General features: G+C 68.3%; 3 protein-coding genes. All 3 read left to right on the top strand.

Translation table 11 applies throughout. The annotated features are described in order from the left end of the window. The coding region (gene oxlT / locus MOX02_RS30250; RefSeq protein ID WP_507762761.1) for an oxalate/formate MFS antiporter at window positions 1-1,268 on the top strand (1,268 nt) is incomplete at its 5' end. 123 nt (window positions 1,269-1,391) lie between these two features. Continuing rightward, window positions 1,392-2,093 (top strand): GntR family transcriptional regulator, encoded by a 702-nt coding sequence (locus MOX02_RS30255; protein ID WP_373866797.1) that lies wholly within the window; start codon window positions 1,392-1,394, stop codon window positions 2,091-2,093. Between the two features lie 20 nt (window positions 2,094-2,113). Further along, window positions 2,114-2,324: hypothetical protein (locus tag MOX02_RS30260; protein WP_147029453.1), on the top strand; the 211-nt coding region annotated here is incomplete at its 3' end.

Genomic DNA, 2,324 nt, shown 5'->3' on the forward strand with positions numbered 1-2,324 from the left:
TGAAGCCGTCACCCAACCGCTGGCTGCAAATTATTCTTGGCGTCGCCTGCATGGTTGCGGCGGCCAACATCCAGTACGCCTGGACGCTGTTCGTTCCCGAGATCCAGAAGACCTTCGGCTGGGATCGCGCGGCCATCCAGGTCGCCTTCACGATCTTCGTCATCGTGCAGACCTGGCTGACCCCGATCGAGGGCTACTTCATCGACAAGTACGGCCCCAGCCGGGTCGTGATGTTCGGCGGCCTGATGACCGGCCTGGCCTGGATCATCAACTCGTATGCCACCTCGCTCACCGTCTTCTACCTCGGGGCCGTGGTCGGCGGCATCGGCGTGGGCTGCGTCTACGCCACCTGCGTCAACAACGCCCTCAAGTGGTTCCCGGACAAGCGCGGCCTGGCGGTCGGCCTGACCGCGGGCGGCTACGGCGCCGGCTCGGCCCTGACCATCCTGCCCATCGCCAAGATGATCGACGCGGGCAGCTACGCCCAGGCCTTCTTCACCTTCGGCCTGATCCAGGGCGCGATCATCATGCTGGCGGCCGCCTTCATGCGCGCGCCGGGCAAGGACGAGGTCAAGTTCTCCACCAAGGTGCTGCAGTCGCGCCGCGACTACACGCTCGGCGAGGCGCTGCGCACGCCGGTCTTCTACGTCATGCTGCTGATGTTCACCTGCACGGTGACGGGCGGCCTGATGGCGGTGGCCCAGCTCGGCGTCATCGCGACGGATCTGGGGGTGAAGAACTTCCAGGTGAACCTGTACTTCTTCGCCATGGCCGCCCTGCCCTTCGCCCTGATGCTCGACCGCATCATGAACGGCATCTCGCGGCCGCTGTTCGGCTGGATCTCGGACCGGATCGGGCGTGAGAAGACGATGTTCATCGCCTTCGCGATGGAGGGCATCGGCATCGTGGCGCTGGGCTACTTCGGCTCGAACCCGTGGGCCTTCGTGATCCTGTCGGGCATCGTGTTCCTGGCCTGGGGCGAGGTCTACTCGCTGTTCTCCGCTACCGCGGCCGACACGTTCGGCTCCAAGCACATCGGCAAGATCTACGGCGTCCTCTACTGCGCCAAGGGCTTTGCGGCGCTGTTCGTGCCGGTGGGCAACCTGATCATGCAGGCGACCGGCACCTGGTCGACGGTGCTCTACACGGTCGCGGCCATGGACCTGCTGGCCGCCTTCCTGGCCGTGGCGGTGCTGCGCCCGATGCTCAAGCGCCACCACGCCGCCAACGGCGTGGCCGCCCCGGCCGGAGCCCTCGCTCACGCCTGAACCATCACGACCGCGCGCCCCGGATACAGCCAGGGCGCGCGGCCCCCTTCCCGAGTAGGACCTCGCCCGTCCGCCTCGAAATTCCCGCCCCGAAGTCCTGCCAGAAGCGTCCGGAGCGTCACGTTGCTTCAAGCTCACACGCCGATGCCGAACCTTGCTTTCGTCGGGGGTGGCGCGACGCTGCGGCACCAGGCCTACGAGATGATCAAGCGCTCGATCCTGGCGATGGACATCTACAACGGCTCCACCGAGATCCGCCTGGAGGAGAACCACATCGCCCGCGAGCTCGGCGTCAGCCGGACGCCCGTGCGAGAGGCGATGTCCCTCCTGGAGCAGGAGGGCCTCGTCCGCTCCATTCCCCGCCGCGGCCTGTTCGTCGTCCGCAAGACCAAGCGCGAGCTGATCGAGATGATCACGGTCTGGGCGGCGCTGGAGGGAACGGCCGCCTACCTCGCCGCCACGCGGGCGACCGACGCGGAGCTCGCCGACCTCGGCGAGATGTTCGACAGCTTCACCCTCTCGGGCCTCGCGAACCGGCTCGACGACTACGCGGATGCCAACATCGCCTTCCACCAGGCGATCATCCGCCTCGGCGGCTGCCAGCTCATGGTCGAGATGTCCGCCAACCTGTTCGTCCATGTCCGCGCGATCCGCTCGACGTCGATCCGCCAGGACGGGCGCCCCGACCGCTCGATGCGCGAGCACGCCGCGATCATCGCGGCTTTGCAGGCGCGCGCCGCCGAGCGCGCCGCCATCCTTGTCCGCGACCACGCCCTCGGGCTCGCCAGCCATGTCGAGGCGCACTGGTCGCTGCCCGAGACCTAGCAGCACGACGGAGCCGGAACATGCTTCGCACCGCGATCCCGATGGCCCTCGTCCTCGCCGCGACCGGCGCCCGCGCCGCCGAGATGGTCGAGACGCCGCTCCCCAGCCGCGCGCCGGCCCTCGTCACGCAGCTCGTCGGCTACGCGATCACCCTGGAGAAATGCAAGGCGGTCAAGCCCGGCCGCAACGCCCAGGCGCCCTGGCTCGCCATCCGGGCGGCCTACGGCGGCG

Source organism: Methylobacterium oxalidis, assembly GCF_007992195.1.
Classification (GTDB): domain Bacteria; phylum Pseudomonadota; class Alphaproteobacteria; order Rhizobiales; family Beijerinckiaceae; genus Methylobacterium; species Methylobacterium oxalidis.